The following is a 15,423-nucleotide window of genomic DNA, read 5'->3' as shown; positions in this document are numbered from 1 at the left end:
TCTAATGTTCATTATTTTAAACAGCTATCACATCCTACACTTTCATAAAACGAAACACTAGCCAGAAAAGCGCAATAATTTACATTTTGTTTGATATATCAAACACGCGATTATTTTTAGCTCAGTGATTCAATTATGGTGATCTTAAGTCACAGGGCTAGCCTGCAAAGCAAAGCGGGTGATGGGTGTGGAGAGAATAATTAAGGATGGCTTTGCAGAAACAAAGCCATCCCAAGATTAAGCTAATTCATTGGTGTACGGTCACGTTTCTCTGCCCGCCTTGCCATATGCCAAGAAAGGAAAGCGATGAGTGAAACACACAGTATGATCAGCGTTGCCAAGGCATTAATCTTCGGTGAAACCCCTAAACGTACCGAAGAGAACACCACCATAGGCAAGGTCGTAGCACCCGGGCCCGAGGCAAAGCTTGCGATCACTAAATCATCTAATGACAAGCTAAAGGACAATAGCCACCCCGCCATTAATGCTGGAGAAATAATGGGCACAGTGATAAGGAAAAAGGTCTTTAGCGGGGTAGCGCCTAAGTCCATAGCGGCCTCTTCGATTGACATATCTAGCTCACGTAATCTTGATGACACCACCACAGCTACATAGGCGGCACAAAATGTTGAGTGTGCAATCCACACTGTCACCATGCCCCGTTCCCTAGGCCAGCCCAATAAATCTGCCATATGCACAAACAGTAAAAGCAAAGACAAACCTGTGATCACCTCAGGCATTACCAACGGGGCGGTAATCATGTTCGACAGAGTCAGCTTTGCCCATGAACGCTTAAAACGTGTCATCACAAAGGCTGCCATAGTGCCGATAATGACCGCCATGGTTGAGCTATAAAACGCTATACGCAGACTGGTCCATACGGCATCTAAAATCTGTTGATCTTGAAATAATTCACCATACCATTTAGGGGAAAATCCTCCCCAAACGGTCACGAGCTTGGAGTCATTAAATGAGTAAATAACAAGGATCAGCATAGGTGCGTACAAAAAAATCAGTCCGAACCACAACATCACAGAAGAAAAACTTAACTTTTTCATAGGTCTTTCTCCAAGCTACGCGCTTGATAGCGATGGAATAAAGTAATAGGAATAATCAAGAGTGCCAACATGACAATCGCCAGTGATGACGCCACAGGCCAGTCACGATTATTGAAAAATTCTTGCCACAGCACTTTACCTATCATTAATGAATCAGGACCGCCAAGTAATTCGGGGATCACAAACTCACCCACTGCAGGAATAAACACCAACATGGAACCTGCAATCACACCGCTTTTAGAGAGTGGGAAAGTGATTTTCCAGAAGGTATTTAAACGACTTGAACCTAAGTCCGATGCGGCCTCAATTAAACTCATATCGAGTTTCACTAAATTGGCGTATAGCGGCAGGATCATAAAGGGTAAATAGGCATAAATGATGCCGATATACACTGCAATATTGGTATTTAAAATTTGTAATGGCTCAGAGATAACACCTAACCATATGAGTGCATTATTAATAATGCCAGTATTGCTGAGCAATCCCATCCAAGCATAAACGCGAATTAAGAACGAGGTCCATGAGGGCAACATCACCAGTAATAGCAATACTGTCTGCAAACGCGCGGGGGCACGGGCGATGGCATAAGCCATGGGATAACCAATGATTAAGCAGCCTAAAGTAGAAATAAATGCGGTTTTCAACGAACTCAGATAGGCCGAATAATAAAGCGAATCATCAAGTAACATCAGATAGTTACCTAGATGCAAAAAAATATTTAGCACATCATCTGCGTATTGGAACGTCGGCTCATAGGGTGGGATAGCGATAGCCGCCGTTGAAAAACTGATCTTGAGCACAATCGCAAAAGGTAAGGCAAAAAATAACAGCAGCCACGCATAGGGCAATCCTATGGTCCAGAAGCGTCCCCTTGGCCATTTTAATCTTGAGAGTAATTTCATGATCTCAACACCACGCCACTGGTGTCCTCCCAACTGATAAACACTTCATCATCCCAAGTAGCATGATCGGCGCGGCGTTCACGGTTAGTCATACTACACTGTACAATTTGGCCATTCTCTAAGCGAATGTAATACACTGATATACCACCTAAGTAAGCGATATCATGCACAATACCTTTCGCCCAATTATATTCACCTTCGGGTTGCTCACGGCTAATGATCGTCTTTTCAGGGCGTACCGCTAACCATACATGCTTATCTTCAAGGCTGGTCGTTACTCCGTAGCCGACATAAAAAGATTGAGCTAATTCATTGGGTTTAATGATCAAATGGTCAACTTCATCCACTTCAATTTCACCACCAAACAAATTCACTGAACCAATAAACTCGGCAATCATACGACTGTTCGGGCTTTCGTAAATGTCCATCGGTGAGCCTGTTTGAGCAATCCAGCCATCACTCATAATGGCAATCCGTCCGGCCATGGTCATCGCTTCTTCTTGATCGTGAGTCACCATTACGCAAGTCACACCAACACGCTCAAGAATTTCAACCACTTCCAGTTGCATCTGGGTACGCAGTTTTTTATCCAATGCGCCCATAGGTTCATCAAGCAGCAATAATTTAGGACGCTTAGCAAGCGAGCGTGCCAGCGCAACACGCTGACGCTGACCGCCAGATAACTGGTGAGGTTTACGCTTACCATATTGTTCCATGTGCACAAGTTTAAGCATCTCTTGCACGCGCTGCTCAATTTCAGCTTTAGGTAGCTTGTCTTGCTTCAAACCAAAAGCAATATTTTGCGCCACCGTCATATGGGGAAATAAAGCATAGGATTGAAACATCATATTGATAGGACGTTCGTAGGGCGGTAAGTCGGTGATATCTTCACCATCAAGATAAATGCGGCCCGATGTCGGTTTTTCAAAGCCTGCGAGCATACGCAGTAAAGTCGATTTCCCGGATCCAGAACCACCAAGTAAGGCGAAAATTTCACCTTTATTGATCGTCAATGACACATCATCAACTGCACGTACATCGTCGAATAATTTACTGACCCGCTCAATCTTGAGCAGTACATGTTCTTGCGTCTTTGTTGTGGGTTTATTGGTGACGCCCGAGGTGCTTGCCATAATACTTCTCCGCCCAAATACCGATACGCTTCGCGTTCAAGTCTTGAGATTTACGCAATAAATGAATGATAAGGCTAACTCTGTTTATCCATCCAAGCCCGGTTTTGAAAGGGGTTTTCCCCTCTGCAAATGAATAAACCAAAGCAGGGGCAAGCTAAACTTGCCCCAAAATCGATTATTTACCTGATTTCACTTTGGTCCAAACGCGGGTTAATACACGTTGGATTTTTAAAGGACGGACTTCGCCGATATACAATTTATCTAACACTTCTTTAGATGGATAAATCGCAGGATCGGTGCGAACAGCTTCATCAACCAAAGGTTGAGCAGGGTCATTAGGATTAGCATACGCCACATAGTTAGAAATAGGCGCAATCACTTCTGGACGTAATAAATAGTTGATAAACTTATGCGCATTTTCAATATTTTTAGCATCGGCAGGGATAGCTAACATATCAAACCAAAGGTTTGCGCCTTCTTTTGGAATGGAGTAACCGATCTTATTGCCATTACCCGCCTCATCGGCACGTGCTGCCGCTTGGAATACATCTCCAGAGAAACCATAAGCAACACAGATATCCCCGTTGGCAAGGTCAGAAATATAACGAGATGAATGGAAGTATGTTACATAAGGGCGAATTTTTTCCAGCAACTCACCCGCTTTTTCATAATCTTCAGCTTTAGCACTATTGGGATCTAAGCCTAAATAAATCATGGCCTGTGGCACCATATCGTCGGCAGAATCCAACATAGCAAAGCCACACTTAGCGATTTTTTCGGCATATTTAGGGTTGAAGATCAGTTCCATAGAATCAAATGGCGCATCTTCACCCACGGCCGCTTTCACTTTGTCGATATTGTAACCTATACCATTAGTTCCCCATAAATAGGGCACTGCGTACTGGTTACCAGGATCGGCCTTTTCAAGCTGTTTCATATGCTCCGCGTTGAGATTTTTAAAGTTACTCAGTTTAGAACGATCTAATGGCTTAAAAGCACCCGCTTTAATTTGTTTCGCTAAAAAGTGATTGGAAGGAACGACGATGTCATAACCGCTACGGCCAGACAATAACTTAGCCTCTAGCACCTCGTTACTATCAAATACATCGTAAATAACCCGAATGCCTGTTTCTTTCTTGAAGTTTTCTAAGGTATCTTCCGCGATATAATCAGACCAGTTATATACGCGAACCACTTCCTCAGCTTGAACAGTAACACTTGCTAGCACGCCTGTGGTCACTAAAGCCAAGGTGGTCATCTTATTAAATAGCTTCATGCTTTCTCCTTTCTCGGGTAGCAGAATTGCCTATATCAATCCTGAAATTGTGTCACCGACCAACAGCTCGGTTATTGTTGTTATTCTCGACCAATGCTACACCTTAAAAACCGCATCGGCAGTCTTCACAGCACCATAATCATGCCTTCTGTTTGAGGTGACTGCAATTTGTTCGTAATCAGATTTCATGCCAAACCTACTAATTTGTTCAGATTGCATTATCAATCATAAAAACAGACTAGATATGAAAAATCCGCTACATATTGCAACATAAAGACAAATGTCTCAAGTCCCTAAAACAAGGATAAAGCCTATTGCAGAAAATCCATTTTTAGCATTACTAACAATAGGTTACTAAAAATAAATCTGATACAGCCTCCTATGTTAGCGCTAAATTTAAAAAATCTTTCGATTGAGGCCCTTACTGCATGGCTTATCGAATTACCCTTTAAGCTTAATAAGAATAGTTGAAGATATTTTATTCAAAAAATTCTGCACCAAAGTAAAGCAAAATCACCACTATGGTGCAGGGGTTTTCTAACTAATCTAGCCACACCATTTATCCGCATATCGAAACTATGTAAAAATTGGTGACTAATTTATGTTCAAACCTGCATAGATTACACACTTAACAACAAGAACTCCCGTTCCCACGAACTCACTACACGGCGGAAGTTTTCAAGTTCGGCTTGTTTTACTGCCACAAATCCTGTGGTGAACGACTCACCTAAATACTCCTTACAAGCGTCACTTTCTTCCATTGCTGCCAATGCCTCTTCTAACGTCAATGGTAAGCAATGGGGATTGTTGCTTCGACTTTCATTTGATTTACCTTGAACGGGCGTTGATGGTTTGAGCTTTTCTACCATACCGATATAACCGCAGAGTAAGCTCGCTGCAATAGCGAGATAACAGTTAGCATCCGCGCCTGGAATGCGGTTTTCGATACGGCGATTTTGTGGCGACGATTCTGGTATACGTAAACCACAGGTACGGTTTTCAACCCCCCATTCCAAATTTACCGGTGCCGATGTTCCGGGCAAAAAGCGGCGGAACGAATTAGCATTGGGCGCCATTAATGGCAGTAACTCAGGAATAAATTTTTGTAACCCTGCGATATAACTCAAAAATAATGCACTTTGAGTACCATCTTCATTAGTAAAAATATTCTTACCCGTTTCTTTATTAATCACACTCTGGTGAATATGCATCGCACTACCTGGTTCATCTGTAACAGGTTTCGCCATAAAAGTAGCGCAAACATCATGCTTTAATGCCGCTTCACGCAGGGTACGCTTAAAGATAAAAACTTGATCAGCAAGCGATAATGGATTGCCATGACTGAAGTTAATCTCCATCTGTGCGGGTCCATCTTCATGGATCAAGGTATCGATATCTAAACCTTGGATTTCGCACCAGTCATACATATCTTCAAACAGTGGGTCGTATTCATTAGCCGCATCAATAGAAAAAGATTGGCGACCCGCTTCTGGTCTACCCGAACGACCAATCGGAGGCTTTAAGGGTAAATCGTGGTCGTCACTGCGACGAGTTAAATAAAACTCCATTTCGGGCGCAATAACGGGCTCCCATCCCTGTTCATCATACAGAGACAACACTTTTTTCAACACGTTACGCGGTGAAAGCTCTATGGGGTTGCCCATTCTGTCGTAGCAATCGTGAATAACCTGAGCCGTAGCTTCGATTGTCCATGGCAACATGAAGACCGCGTTTTCGTCAGGGACACATACAAAATCAATATCCGCATCGTCGAGTAACCGGTAGTAGATTTCATCGTCAACAAAATCCCCTGTGACTGTTTGTAGCAATACACTCTCTGGCAAGCGCATGCCTTTTTCATCGAGAAACTTATCGACGGGTGCGATCTTGCCGCGAGCGATGCCAGTCATATCACTGATAACACATTCGACTTCTGTGATTTTTCGTTCTTTTAAAAAAGCGATTAGCTTATTCATTATTATTTCACTCGAGTTTTAGCCCTACGTCGGCAGGCATCACCAAACGCATTGAAAATAGAGAGGTAAAATGGATTTTCAGCCACCTTCCACTCTGGATGCCACTGCACACCAAGGGCAAATTCTTTGGTATCGATTACGGAGAAGGCCTCCACTAATCCATCTGGAGCATAAGCTTCTGGCCGTAACCCAACACCCAAACGCGCCACGCCTTGAGTATGAACAGAGTTAACCTCTGCAGAGTTACGGCCCCAAGCCTCGTAAATGACCCCCCCAGGCTCAACAGTAATACTGTGTGACGGCCCATATTGCACCTCTAAAGCGGCATTTTCATTTTCTCTATGTTCGATCAAACCAGCAACTTCATATAACTTTTGATGCAAGCTGCCACCAAAGGCCACATTCATTTCTTGAAAACCACGACATATTCCGAGTACAGGCACTCCTGCCGCAATAGCAGCGTGGATTAATGGCAAGGTAGTGGCGTCACGTTTGGGATCATGGTGAGTACCAGTCTCACTCGGTTGACCTGCATAATGGCGTGGCTCAACATTAGAAGGTGACCCCGTAAACAAAATGCCATCAAGCCGTGCCAAGATACTGTCAATAGGTGAATCATGCCCGAGTGATGGGATCACCAAAGGCCAGCCTTTCGCACCATCAACAACACCTAAAAGATATTTTTCACCAACAATATTAAACGGATGTGAACCCAATTGTTGATTACACGCAATAACACCAATGAGGGGTAACTCTGCAGACATAACTCACCTTAGGGTCTCATTTTACTAGCATATCGAACACTTTAACTTTAAATGTTCATTTTTTCACACAGTACACCGAAATTTAAAACTAGGCAAGAGGTTATCTATTTGTTAAACCCACTGTCCATACCGTTTTTATTTTTTATGAATAACATCGTGTTAGCTGCTATTGTTCGTTCGTTTCAACAATAGCACTCTAGTAGTCTGCTGTAATTAAAGACGAATAAAGCCATGGCGAGTGAACATCAATGGCATCATTGAAAGTTCATTTGACTAATATTATTTACACAGGGAAGGAATACTTAAAAGATAACGCGGCGGGCTATTGGGTAAAAAGATAAACAATGACTCTGAAAATAAGCTCGCCGCTCTATTCTAAATAGAGCAGCGCAACAAAATAGCGAAAATTAGAAGTTTGCAGGTGTCGTTGCACTAATGAGTCGGCAAGGCTCATCGAAAGGATTACGGAATCGATGGGGTAGCTCACTGTTAAAATAATAACTGTCACCCGCTTCCAAAATATACACTTCATCCCCTACAGTGAGTTCGAATTTACCTTCTATCACCATAGCGGCCTCTTCGCCTTGATGTTTTAACATCTCTTCACCGGTATCTGAACCCGGTGGATAAGTTTCACTCATTACAGACATAGCCCGGTTTGGATAATCACGGCCAATTAACTTAAATTCTAGCGGACCTGTGCCTATATCAAGCAGTTCATCGGATCGATATACCACTTTTTGTTCACACTCTGATGTGGCTTCAATAGAGAAAAAGTCCACTAAAGACATCGGGATACCCGACAATACTTTTTTTAAAGAACTGACAGATGGGCTAACACTGTTTTTTTCGATCATTGAAATCGTACTGTTAGTCACACCAGCACGCTTAGCTAATTCCCGCTGAGATAAGCCTTTCATTTTTCGAACAGTTTTGAGACTGGCACCAATATCCAAATTTCACATCCCCCAAAAGGTTCGGGCAACCCCCGATAGATGACGAACAGATTGTTCAGGATAAACATCATCCCAAATGTATTCACACCCCAAAAGCACCTGAGTTAACGCTTTAATTGTATTCTATAGAAAAAATGTGTTAAATAAAACGAACACTTTTTCTGAACATCTGAAAAGTGTGATGAGTATACTGAGACAAGTCCAATTTACAATAAAAACAATTTTTTGGAGCCATCATGGCACACAAACCACCAGTGCACAGTGAACAGTATCCACACTCTTATTATCTTGATACTGCTAAAGAAATTTACGCACACCCACAACTCGAAGGTAGTATCAATGCCGATGTCTGCATCGTAGGCGGTGGTTTTAGCGGTCTCAATACCGCCATAGAACTCGCACAGCGCGGCATGAGTGTCGTGCTGTTAGAAGCGAGGCGTATTGGTTGGGGCGCATCGGGACGTAATGGCGGCGAACTCATCCGCGGCATAGGCCATGATCCTTCGCAATTTCAAAGTGAAATAGGCACTGAAGGTGTTCAAGCAATTCAACAGATGGGCTTTGAAGCCGTTGAAATAGTGCGAAATCGCATACAAGAACACAGTATCGACTGCGATCTGCAAATGGGTTACTGCGATTTAGCGGTTAAATCTCGCCATATGGATGAGCTTGAAGAAGAATTTAGCGCACTCAAAGCCATGGGTTATCCGCATGAGATCAAGCTATTAGCTAAGCCACAATTAGGTGAAGTCATTGGCTCAAATTTTTATCAAGGTGCGCTGGTTGATATGGGCAGCGGCCATCTACACCCACTTAATCTTGCCCTCGGTGAGGCTCGCGTTGCGCGCAATCTCGGTGCGCAATTGTTTGAATACAGCGCCGCCGAAAAAATCATTCAAGGCGCTAAACCAAAAGTCATTACCGCTAAGGGCGAAGTCAGTTGCCAATACTTAGTACTGGCGGGCAATGCGTATATTGGCCATAAACTTAATAGCTTTGTAGGGGGGAAAGTGTTACCTGCGGGCAGTTATTTATTGGCGACAGAGCCCTTAACTGAAGCCCAATGCACGAATATTATCCCGCAAAACATGGCCTTCGCCGATATGCGAATTGCCTTAGATTATTTTCACTTATCCGCAGATCGTCGTTTGTTATTTGGCGGCCTTTGTACCTATTCGGGTAAAGATCCGAAAGACATTGAAGCGGCACTGAGACCCAAGTTGGAGAAAGTTTTCCCGCAATTAAAAGGAGTACATATCGATTATGAATGGGGCGGCATGATAGGTATCGGCGCTAACCGTATGCCACAAATTGGTCTCCTTCCCGATGCCAATAATATTTTTTACGCCCAAGCCTATGCGGGACACGGCGTGAATGCCACCCATATGGCGGCAAAACTGCTTGCCGAAGCCATTTGCCAACAGGCGGGACATTTCGATGTGTTCGCTAAAATCAAGCATATGACCTTCCCCGGCGGCCCGACATTCCGCTCACCTATGCTCGCCGCTGGCATGCTATATCATAGATTTAAAGACTTGTTTTAACGGCTGGTTTTAAGCTCTAACGGATGATGCCCATCGAATAAGCGATTCGATGGGCATCACTATCGTTTAAGTGCCAATTGTTTAAATGCAAGCTGTTTAAATGCAAGTCGTTTAAATGCGAGTTATCTAAGTGCTCGCCAATCTCTGCCGCTTTCTACGCCTTGCCCACAGGATAAAAGGGATTGAGCCAAGGTAATGCACGACTAACGCCACTAAGACACCAAAACCGATCCCACTGGTAGTTAAAGGGATCCCCGGCGTAAAGTTACTGATGGTTTTCTCAAGATAATCAAAGCGAGTAGGATTAAACATATAGGCCGTTTTCTCAAACAAATTACCCGTATTAAAAATCGCCATACCCTCTGTTAACGCTTTATAACGTGCCAGTGTCTGCAGCTTTTGCTCTGCGTCTGCGCGTACACTAGGCTCCTCGTTCTGTTGATGGCGAGCAATCATTTCATTGGCATCGACGTAATGATATTCCTTAGCCGTTGCTTCATAGCCTTCTACCTGCCAACGAGTCGATTCATAGAATCCGGACAAAAATTGCTGATAATGATCAGCCAGTTGCGGCAATTGTAGTGCAAGCACTAGAATAAACCCAAACACTAACTTATCAATTAATCTACCAATCAAAACGATCTCCTTAATATTTTACCAAAGTGCGCAAAGTTGAATATTTTAGGCTTAAACAACTAGCACTCGATTGGCAAATCTGTTCGACTGCCCCAATCCGCCCATGAACCATCATAGAGGATGGGCTTTGTATGTCCCGCGGCAACCGAAGCTAAGATCAAAATACACGCCGTAATCCCAGAACCACAGCTGAATATCCTTGCGGATTTATCCGCTGCTAGCCCTTGATAAATAGACTGTAGCTCACTGACCGTTTTGATTTTATTACCATCGAGCACTTGAGCAAAAGGTAAGTTAACCGAGCGAGGAATATGCCCCGAACGCACACCTGGGCGTGGCTCACTCACTTGGCCTAAAAAGCGAGGCGCACCACGGGCATCGATAATCGCCGTGTCGGGATCTTCAATTCGTTTAAGCACAGCCTCGGCATCCATTACCCGCTCAGGGTGATATTGCAGCACATCAGCCAAAGTATCGACATCCGTAGGACCATAATCGACACCTTCGGCTTGATAACGCGATGAGATAATGCGGTCTTCTTCAATCCACTGGGGCAAACCGCCATCGAGTACATAGACTCGATTAAAGCCCATGACTTTAAAGGTCCACCACGCCCGTGGGGATGAATAAATACCTTGGTTATCATAGATAACAACAACACTGTCAGGCTCAATACCAAGTTGCGCTATCCCTTGAATAAATTGCGCAAACGTCGGCAGTGCATGAACTTGGGTTGAAGTCTTATCGCAAAACTGCTCCTCCACATCGAAACGACGTGAGCGCGGAATGCAAATAGGCTCATCGTATATCAAGGGTTCCTTACCAATCACGATTTCCATACTGGCATCGAGCAAGACTAAATAGGGATCGGTGAGGTGTGCTTCGAGCCACTGCGTACTGACAAGCGGGTATTCCATAAGGGGTCCTTTTATTGTTATCCGAGCCTGCCATCAGTCTCTCACCAAATGCCACAAAGCCCAAATATTGGCTTAAAAATTGAGACCTTGGATATTTCTATTAACGATATGAACTCAGTTTTATGGCACTAAAACATTAAATTACGAGTATCTTAGCCACGATACAGCTTGCCACAATTTTAAATCTTAACCGCTACTTAATAACTTCAATTTTCACATCAATCAAACCTGAAGATGTGTTACCTATACTGCTAAAAGCCGATTTTGACAGATCAATGATGCGGCCACGCACAAAAGGCCCTCTATCATTGATTTTTACAATGACACTTTTACCATTCTTAACATTAGTGACCTTAACACTCGAGCCAAAGGGTAACTTTTTATGCGCTGCTGTCTTTAATTTATGTTTGTAAAGTTCACCACTGGCCGTCTGCTTATTTTGATGTTTATCCCCATAAAATGAAGCCTGACCTGTTTCGGTAAATCCTACCCAGTTACCATTTTCATCCGTCTGCAGCGAAGAACAGCCAGCCAAAAAGCTTAGCAATGCCAGTACAAATAGTTTGACGACATTGAACTGCCTAATTAGGTTTTGAAGTGCATTCACATGACACCCTCTCTAATAAGTGAACTCATTGCTAGCGACTATTTGCCAGTAACGTCACGGGAAAAATAACGAAGAACCTTAGATGGCAAAGCTCGAATTTTGCATCCTAAAAGATCAAAAACCAGAAACAATAAATTCCCACGAGGCTACAGCAGTTACACGCTAAAATCACGTATTAGCAGGTAAATGCTCTCGGTTTGAAGTCAAAAGGTTGCGGACATACTGACTTAGAAACAGACATATATGTTGTAGACCAGTTTTTGGGGGACCTGTAATTTTAGTTATTAACAGTTTAGCGTTTGCTGGTATCCACTAACACAGGCTTGCCATGGCATTCGCTCGTCGACTCGGTGAATAGAAACCTAGGGTTTCTGAGCTTATGAACGAGAGCCATGGACGGCGAACTGGCAGTTAAACAGGGATAATGGAATGGACCCATCCACTTTAAATCGGCCTCGCAATGGGCCACGATGTAGTCGCTAAAACTCATCAGAAAGAGGACGGGTCCACCTATGAAGATTACTACAATCGGTTTAGATATCGCAAAGTCTGTTTTTCATCTTGTTGGTGTTGATAAAGCTGGCAAGTTAATCAAAAAGAAAATGCTTAGACGCAAAGACTTGCTGCCCTTTGTCGCGAAAATTGAGCCTTGCCTTATCGTTATGGAGGCGTGTGGCGGCGCGAGTTATTGGGCCAGAGAATTTGAGCAATTTGGGCACATAGTTAAGTTAATTGCCCCGCAGTATGTGGTTCCTTTTAGGCAAGGTAATAAAAATGACTACAACGATGCGCTAGCCATTGCGGAGGCTGCGCAGCGACCCAACATGCGGTTTGTAAAACCCAAAAGCGTCGAGCAGCAAGATGTGCAACTGCTCCACCGTATGCGGGAACGATTAACTAAACAATCAACAGCTTTAATCAATCAAGTCAGAGGGATGCTAGCGGAATACGGCATTGTGATGACCAAAAGTAAATCGGCTTTTAAAGCCCAGCTACCTGATATTTTGATCGATGAAGCCAATACACTGACCACCAAGGGTAGAGCCATCTTTTATCAGTTATATGATGAGGTTATCGACATTGAAAAACGGCTTAAGAGTTGTGACACTCAAGTACTAAACGAAACTCAAAACAATGTGATTTGTCAGCGATTACAGACTATCCCTGGTGTTGGGCCTGTCACCGCTACGGCGATTTATGCTGCAGTGGGTGACGGTAAAGACTTTAGCAATGGCCGACATTTTTCAGCTTGGTGTGGCTTAGTACCTAAGCAGCACAGCAGTGGCGGGAAAGATAACCTCCTCGGGATAAGTAAGCGGGGAAACGCCTATTTACGTACGCTGTTCATCCACGGCGCCAGAGCGGTGTTGCGGCACAGTGGGAGTAAGTCGGATAAGTTGAGTTGTTGGGCTATCCAGCTAGCGGAACGCCGAGGTTTCAATCGTGCGTGTGTGGCCGTCGCGAATAAGCTCGCCAGAATGTCATGGGTTATCGCGGCACGTGAAGAAGAGTTTCGGCTCGCTATGTAACAACATCAAATGTACTTATTATGTTAACGATTAACCAACCAGCAAGTTGCTAAGACACTTGATTTGATGATGAGACAGTCAGACTGATCTACTAAAAACCTTACGAAAACACAGGCTCTGATGAAGCCGCAGGGATGATAAGGACAGTAGAAGCAAATATCCATCAGGGCCAGAGGAATCCCTCAATAACAGGCCGAATATATGGGTGCAATGAACTCTTCTCAAAATTGATATCGAATGTCTTGCAAACCGGATGGGTCCATATATGTTGTTCAAGTCCGTCCGTAGATGCAGGGCCCGCCCCATCTGACGTGAAAGGATTCACAAATGCCGCGGTGGCATGGACGCCAAAGAGCGACCATGGGGCGGACGGTCGTCTCGCTAATCACCATGGCTCACCTTTTTGGCATTAGCGTAACCTGCAGATTTAAAAGCGTTACGCAGCACGATTTGGGACAAAAACCTTGTTAGATATTTTACTCTAAGTCGTTGGTTTCGGATTAATATTTCTATGGATTAACGCCCGCCACGCGCGCGAGTAACTTGTTGCGAGTCGAGCGCCAAAGGCGCATTGTGCTGGCGATTGTTATGCCACAACATTGGCCTCTATAAACTGCGAAATTGTATGCTGAGCTCTTTTATTACCTTGTAACCATTCAACTAACCACTCGGTCACGCGCTCACCTTTCATGGGAATAAATTGACCTAGTGTTGGTTCATCTATCCACTCAATTTGCTTCACCAAAACCAGCGGTTGCTCAGAGCCTTTAGTGTTATCGGAAAATTCCTTAGCTGCCTCGAATGAAGAAAACGCGTAGTAGTAAATTTCACCATCAAACTCATCTGGTGCGCCAAGCCAAGGGCGACACCAGACACGATATTCAAGCACATCATCATAGAAGTAGCCGCCGCCAGATTTTGCCTCTGCCGGATATTCGCCAACCATTTTTTCATCAACTGCAACGGGAAAAATGCTCATATATCTCTCTCAAGGCATAACACCCTGCTTAGGGGCGGAAACATATGGGCTAAAATTAGGAACGAAGTGACGCAGCCCATATGTTTCCGCCCCAGCGAGCTTGCGACCGACTACAGCGGTTTGTTAAGTGCCATATAACGTTCAAAATCCTCACGACTTACATTAGCCACCGACAAATTAGGTACAACAGCTTTTGTTGCTGGAATGGCTCGCGTTTCTTGAGGAAAGTGCCAAATATTAAAATCCTTGTTCGGCATTGTATCGTAAGCTAATGAATCCCAGCCTAATAGCCTTGCCATTTTTTTGATCGCGATTTTTTTCGCAGGCTGCATTTGCGCTGAAGGCTGAAAATACAATTGGTAACTGCTGTTAACGGCACCAGTTAAAATATCTACCGCTTGTAATCCCCAATGATATTTTGAATCTTCCATCGCAACATGATGTACTTTTGAAGATGTTGGCAGTTTCGCTAACATATGGTTTGTAACGATCTGCATTACTTCATGTTGTTTTGCGTAAGAGTTAGATTTTTGATCTGCGAACACTGTAATTTTCGCATTTTTTGAACGACTGCTCTCGCGAATAAGATAGTCATAGGTTGTATAAAAAGCCGCTTCTTCGTTGTTATGCCACTTGCGATAAGGTTGTTTGGACACGGCAATTGCATGGAACGATACAGGGCTCGTCAAAATGAATCTCAAAATATCTATACATAGATTAATTTGGCCTGCACTTTTTCTAACTTTTTCCCATTTTATTTCCCCTTGCAGCCCACTTCTGTCATATATATCAGATACTTGCTGATTAAATTCTGCAAAGTAATATTTAGGAATTGCAATAATACCTATCGTATAACAAGGGCACCCTTTTGATGTGCCGCTTTCATCAGCGAATGCAAATACTTCTTCCATGGCTCAAATTCCTTTTTGGCACTTAACGTCTTAGTATTTATGCGCTGCGCTGTTTGCAGGGCATAAATCGCTTGTTGGATTTGGCAACTGCCACATACAGGTCAATTGGTACAAATGATGCTATAGGAATTTGCATTTTTGCGGTAGCGGTTTTTTATACAGTTTTTTGATGGGTAATCACTTGATATCGTTTTAGCTTTCTCATTTTTTCGCGCTTATTTTTTGCTGATGAATC

General features: G+C 43.6%; 14 protein-coding genes. 2 read left to right on the top strand and 12 right to left on the bottom strand.

Annotated elements, in window-relative coordinates:
• Positions 1–242: 242 nt before the first annotated feature.
• From MZ182_RS05200 to MZ182_RS05170, 7 genes are all read right to left on the bottom strand, one after another.
• Positions 243–1,058, bottom strand: coding sequence for an ABC transporter permease subunit (locus tag MZ182_RS05200; RefSeq protein WP_248065584.1), 816 nt, complete (start codon positions 1,056–1,058; stop codon positions 243–245).
• Positions 1,055–1,960: an ABC transporter permease subunit gene (locus MZ182_RS05195; RefSeq protein WP_011790336.1), complete on the bottom strand. Its 906-nt coding sequence runs from the start codon at positions 1,958–1,960 to the stop codon at positions 1,055–1,057. Before MZ182_RS05195 ends, MZ182_RS05200 begins: the two co-directional genes overlap by 4 nt.
• Positions 1,957–3,093, bottom strand: coding sequence for a polyamine ABC transporter ATP-binding protein (gene potA, locus MZ182_RS05190; protein ID WP_011790337.1), 1,137 nt, complete (start codon positions 3,091–3,093; stop codon positions 1,957–1,959). Before potA ends, MZ182_RS05195 begins: the two co-directional genes overlap by 4 nt.
• A gap of 175 nt (positions 3,094–3,268) precedes the next feature.
• Positions 3,269–4,369 carry a polyamine ABC transporter substrate-binding protein gene (locus tag MZ182_RS05185; RefSeq protein WP_011790338.1) on the bottom strand — a complete coding sequence of 367 codons (1,101 nt, stop codon included), beginning with the start codon at positions 4,367–4,369 and terminating at the stop codon, positions 3,269–3,271.
• Between the two features lie 620 nt (positions 4,370–4,989).
• The gene (locus MZ182_RS05180) at positions 4,990–6,345 is read right to left on the bottom strand and encodes a glutamine synthetase family protein (RefSeq protein ID WP_011790339.1); all 1,356 of its coding nucleotides are present in this window, start codon (positions 6,343–6,345) and stop codon (positions 4,990–4,992) included.
• 2 nt (positions 6,346–6,347) lie between these two features.
• A complete protein-coding gene (locus MZ182_RS05175) occupies positions 6,348–7,109 on the bottom strand; it encodes a gamma-glutamyl-gamma-aminobutyrate hydrolase family protein (protein WP_011790340.1) in 762 nt (253 codons plus the stop codon).
• 407 nt (positions 7,110–7,516) lie between these two features.
• On the bottom strand, positions 7,517–8,065 hold the full coding sequence (locus tag MZ182_RS05170; protein WP_014610087.1) for a cupin domain-containing protein: 549 nt from the start codon (positions 8,063–8,065) through the stop codon (positions 7,517–7,519).
• A gap of 236 nt (positions 8,066–8,301) precedes the next feature.
• Here MZ182_RS05170 and MZ182_RS05165 point away from each other — a divergent pair, with 236 nt between their 5' ends.
• Positions 8,302–9,609 (top strand): NAD(P)/FAD-dependent oxidoreductase, encoded by a 1,308-nt coding sequence (locus MZ182_RS05165; RefSeq protein WP_248065583.1) that lies wholly within the window; start codon positions 8,302–8,304, stop codon positions 9,607–9,609.
• A gap of 126 nt (positions 9,610–9,735) precedes the next feature.
• Here the strand turns inward: MZ182_RS05165 and MZ182_RS05160 are convergent, their stop codons facing one another.
• From MZ182_RS05160 to MZ182_RS05150, 3 genes are all read right to left on the bottom strand, one after another.
• Complete coding sequence (locus tag MZ182_RS05160) at positions 9,736–10,245, bottom strand: DUF2937 family protein (RefSeq protein ID WP_011918863.1); 510 nt, start codon at positions 10,243–10,245, stop codon at positions 9,736–9,738.
• A gap of 59 nt (positions 10,246–10,304) precedes the next feature.
• On the bottom strand, positions 10,305–11,162 hold the full coding sequence (locus MZ182_RS05155) for a sulfurtransferase (RefSeq protein WP_115015906.1): 858 nt from the start codon (positions 11,160–11,162) through the stop codon (positions 10,305–10,307).
• 193 nt (positions 11,163–11,355) lie between these two features.
• Entirely contained in the window at positions 11,356–11,769 is a 414-nt protein-coding gene (locus tag MZ182_RS05150; protein ID WP_115015908.1) for a septal ring lytic transglycosylase RlpA family protein, read from the bottom strand.
• Between the two features lie 512 nt (positions 11,770–12,281).
• Here MZ182_RS05150 and MZ182_RS05145 point away from each other — a divergent pair.
• Positions 12,282–13,298, top strand: a complete 1,017-nt coding sequence (locus MZ182_RS05145) for an IS110-like element ISSpu22 family transposase (RefSeq protein ID WP_014609791.1) — start codon at positions 12,282–12,284, stop codon at positions 13,296–13,298.
• Positions 13,299–13,884: 586 nt separating this feature from the next.
• Here MZ182_RS05145 and MZ182_RS05140 read toward each other — a convergent pair.
• On the bottom strand, positions 13,885–14,277 hold the full coding sequence (locus MZ182_RS05140) for a GCN5 family acetyltransferase (RefSeq protein WP_248069074.1): 393 nt from the start codon (positions 14,275–14,277) through the stop codon (positions 13,885–13,887).
• A 110-nt stretch (positions 14,278–14,387) separates the two neighbouring features.
• On the bottom strand, positions 14,388–15,188 hold the full coding sequence (locus MZ182_RS05135) for a DUF3800 domain-containing protein (RefSeq protein WP_248069077.1): 801 nt from the start codon (positions 15,186–15,188) through the stop codon (positions 14,388–14,390).
• Between the last annotated feature and the right edge of the window lie 235 nt (positions 15,189–15,423).

The organism is Shewanella sp. JNE2, assembly GCF_023159115.1.
GTDB lineage: Bacteria > Pseudomonadota > Gammaproteobacteria > Enterobacterales > Shewanellaceae > Shewanella > Shewanella putrefaciens.
The sequence above is the reverse complement of the archived record's forward strand: the minus strand, read 5'-3'. Positions and strand labels throughout refer to the sequence as shown.